3 protein-coding genes are annotated in these 4,050 nt (G+C 48.9%); all 3 read right to left on the minus strand.

Translation table 11 applies throughout. The features are described from left to right. The coding region (locus tag WBV75_RS05925; RefSeq protein ID WP_424119723.1) for a 3-keto-disaccharide hydrolase at window positions 1-746 on the minus strand (746 nt) is incomplete at its 3' end. 64 nt (window positions 747-810) lie between these two features. Then, window positions 811-2,145 (minus strand): Gfo/Idh/MocA family protein, encoded by a 1,335-nt coding sequence (locus WBV75_RS05930; RefSeq protein ID WP_424119724.1) that lies wholly within the window; start codon window positions 2,143-2,145, stop codon window positions 811-813. Window positions 2,146-2,205: 60 nt separating this feature from the next. After that, window positions 2,206-4,050 (minus strand): AsmA-like C-terminal region-containing protein (locus WBV75_RS05935; RefSeq protein WP_424119725.1); only part of this gene is annotated, 1,845 nt, incomplete at its 5' end.

Genomic DNA, 4,050 nt, shown 5'->3' on the forward strand with positions numbered 1-4,050 from the left:
GCCTGAATGGCAATATAACCGGACTTCATGGGCTGTCGCTCTATATAAACTTCCGGATCATAGCCACTGATGGCACCCCCGCCCATTTCGGGACGGGAATAGGTCAGGACCGTATCTCCCTCCACAATATGATGAATAACTTCATCCCCATGCACTACCATTTCGGCGGTCACCCACCGATCCCCGCGATAGGTGTCGGAACTGGAGTCCATACAGTGTTCTTCCCGGAACTTCCCGTCAATAACCACGCCGGAACCCGGGGTACAGAGGTTCATTGTGGGACGTTGCCCCTCAGCACCACCACCCAGGAGCTGGGCTTCCAGGGATATTGGAAAGTCCTGGTCCAGCCCCATGCTCCGGGCAGACTGGCTGTGTACCATAAGTCCGTTATTTCGAAAGGCCCACCCGGGTCCGTCAGTGACCTGCTGGCCCACAAAGCGATACTCCACCCGAAGGCGGTAATGCGAAAAAGGTTTTTTATAAAACAGATGGCCGAATTCCTCCTTAAAAGTATCGTATTCCTCATAGGAGACCTTGAGCAATCCATCTTCCACCCGAAATGTATTCTTGTAGTTTACGCCCATCTCATATCCGCGGATTTTAATATCCCAATCCGAAAGGTCTTCCCCGTTAAAAAGTTGGATCCAGCGTGCTTTTGAAGGCTGTTCAGGCACCGTATCGTCTATGTCGAAACCCAATATCGCGCCAAGTAGCATCAACAGAAGGACTAAAAAAGGTGTTTTCATGCAAAAGTCATTAATGAGGCTTCATCTTCACTATGGCGCTGCTCTACGGCTCAGGAAAAATAAATTAGAATTTCCTGTAAGCACTTCCCAGAAATGCATTGGCCTCAGCCTCCTCAAAACGGGCTGATTCCGCATCCCAGTTTAGGGTTTTACCCGGAAAACGCCCTGCGATCACACCCAGGAGAATGGTTTCCGTAAGTTTGGCCGAATAGGAAAACGGGGCTGAACATTTGGCTTTCCCAAGACAGGCATCGACAAATTCGTGGTAGTGCTTTTTACCTTCGCTCTCATAGTCCCGAACAGGTTCCCCCAGATTAAAGGGGGCTACGTCGATCTCCGTATAACTACCATCTACAATAAGGCGCGGGAGCATTTCAAAATGGGGCAAGTAAAGCCGTCCGGTTTCACCCATAAACATGGCCCCCTGATCGTGAAGGACCTCCCCCTGGGGCAATTCAAGGTCCGGATGGGGCTCTGGAGCTCCCGGACCGTCCGTCCAGATCCAGGTCAGGGACTCCGTCGTAAATGGTGTTGGTGGGAATTCATAAGTGACCGTATTGCGTTCGGGATGCCCGAACCCATTAGGAGGACGGCAATCTGTTTTTATGGTTTTCGGGACATCAAGTGCAAGAGCATTATAAGGTGTATCAAAAATATGGACCCCCATGTCCCCAAGGGTACCGCATCCGTAATCCAGCAGCTTACGCCAGTTCCCCGGATGGTACACATTATTTTTATAGGGGCGTCTCTGGGCGGTCCCCAACCAGAGATTCCAATCCAATCGGTCGGGTACCGGATCGCTACCTTCAGGTATAGGCCCATCAAAACCCCAGTTTTTAGGTGACCACGCCCGGACGGTATGTACTTTTCCAATAATCCCGGACTGAATCAGTAAAGTGGCCAGCTTATAGTCGTAAAAGGAGTGGACCTGAATTCCCATCTGGGTGGTCAGGTTTTTATCTGAAGCCATTTTTTTCATGGCCCGGACTTCCTCTACCCGATGCGCCAGGGGCTTTTGACAATAGACGGCTTTATCCAGCTCCATGGCAAGGAGGGAAGCCGGGGCATGGGTATGGTCCGGAGTGGACACAATTACCGCATCAATGGTATCCGAGAGTTCTGTGAGCATCACGCGATAATCCGAGAAAGTTCGCGCCCGTGGGTACAATACGGCTGCAGCTTTCAGATATTCTGAATCTACATCACACAAAGCCACTACTTCTACCTGACTATGGGAGGCAATGGCCTTTAAATCTTCTGCGCCCATGTTCCCCACTCCTATGTGGGCGGTTCGAAGAATTTTATTTTGACCGTTTTCCAGGGCAGCCAGCAGCTGAGGTGCAAAAAAAACACTCAAAGCCCCAAGGCTACTTTTCTTTAAAAAATCCCGTGTTTTCATATCCTCCTCTTTTGCGTCCCTATTATATTCAGTACAAAACCCAGGAATTACGCCTAATCCCTATTGCTCAACGGCAGACCTTCCTGCCGATGTGCTGGTTTTCAGGCTGTCCCCGACCTTTTCTTCCTGACGGAAATAAAGCGAATCCATCCGCTCTTCAAAGGCATTGATATCCTCAATATCCATATCCTCCGAAATGGAATCCCGGAGCATCCGAAAACGGCGGCGCTCCTCCTCCGAAAACTCGTCATCGTCGTATTCCAAAGCCATAAGGTCTTTTTCACGCCGGCCCATTTTTATCTTCAGACTATCGCTTGTACCCGTGATTTTTATGGGAATACCTATGAGGCCGAAAGGAGGTAAGCCCAGCCGCATTTGAAGATCCATATCCCCGTCAAGTGTGGTCTCTCCTTCCATACGAAGTCTGAAGGGATGCACCTTGAATTTGAATCGTTCAAGTTCCAAAATATTGTCGTCGATGGTCGAATGCATTGTAATCTCACTCATCTTCGGATCCTTCAGGGCATTGAGGCGTGTTTCCTTCGAGACCGTCCCGAAAAGCTTGTAGTTCTTAAACTGTACATCGTGGACACTTAGGGTTCCCCCGCCTTCAAGTGAAGGCATGACAGGACTCATTTGTTGGTCCAGACTGCCCCTGATTTCATAATCCAGGGAAATGACACCATCGGCATTCGCAGCAGCCGGCACTAAATCGTTAAAAAGTTCGATTTCTTCATAAGCCCGAGTCACATTCAGGTTTTGACCCTGCAGGTTGTAGTTGAACAAAGCCTTGTCGTTGCCCTCTGGTTTGTAAAAACCCTTCATTGTTGCTTTGCCCCCCACCATATCCATTCGGGTATCGTTAAAGAGGAAGCCTCCCTCTGAGATGGTTATTTGACCGCGCAGCTCTGTAATCTCCAGTTTAAAGTGCCGGAGGGTATCAATGTCTGCATTCAGTTTAAAGTTAATGTTGGAGGGGACTTGCAACACCCCTGTAATTTCTTCCCGTGTTTCTAAAGAATCTATATGAGTTTCCACAAGCTTTTGGGACGGCACTTCTTCTTTGGGAATAAGCTCGTCGAGGTCTATAAATTCTGACTTGAAGTCGAAATCCCCCTGCAATACCCCATCAGGCGCCAGGAAATACGCGAGATAATTCGTGAAATACCCGTTGAGAAGAGAATAATTCCCAGCGTATTTCACTTGAAATTCAGAAAATTCCAGCCGATTTAATTGAAAGGTAAAATCCCCGGATACAATTTCGAGGGGTTTGGGAAGTTCCTCCACATTGAGCACGACGTTCTCCAAAAAGAGTTTGCCCGAATTCGCCTCGACTTTTACGTCAGGGGGTGCCCCCTCTGCGCCTTTTACCATATGACCCTTAAACCGGGCATCCAATCGAACAAATCCATTGGCATTTGAAACGTACGGTAGTGGAGCTACCTGACTAAAGTTGTTCAGGTCCAAAGATCCCCTGGCCTGGATGTCGTAGTCCAGCAGCTCTAAATTCCGCAGTGAAGCGCTGAGCTCAAAAGGATGATCCTCAAAATCAAAGGACAGTTCTTTAAGCACAATAGACGTCCCATCCAGCCCGCCATTGGTGTTTTTTAAGAGAAAATCCACTGTGATGTCTTTAATGGGGTCCGGGAAGCTCGTTTGAAGCGATCCATCCCGGACGATGAATTCCGCGTCGGTAACCGGGAAATGTGAATTTGCCTTATCGTAAACGCCTTCAGCTGTGATATCGGCATTCAGATGCCCGCCAAAATTGATGTCCGGCAACTGCAGCGTTTCCTGAAGCAGATGCAGGTTGAGTTGGGCATGCAGGCGTGTTTTCAGGTCAAAAGAATCTTTACGCCCTTTTGCGTAAATATGCCCACGGGAAAAGTCTTCCGCAATGATAAA

It is taken from the genome of Robiginitalea sp., from assembly GCF_049588695.1.
In the GTDB taxonomy this organism is placed as follows: Bacteria; Bacteroidota; Bacteroidia; order Flavobacteriales; family Flavobacteriaceae; genus Robiginitalea.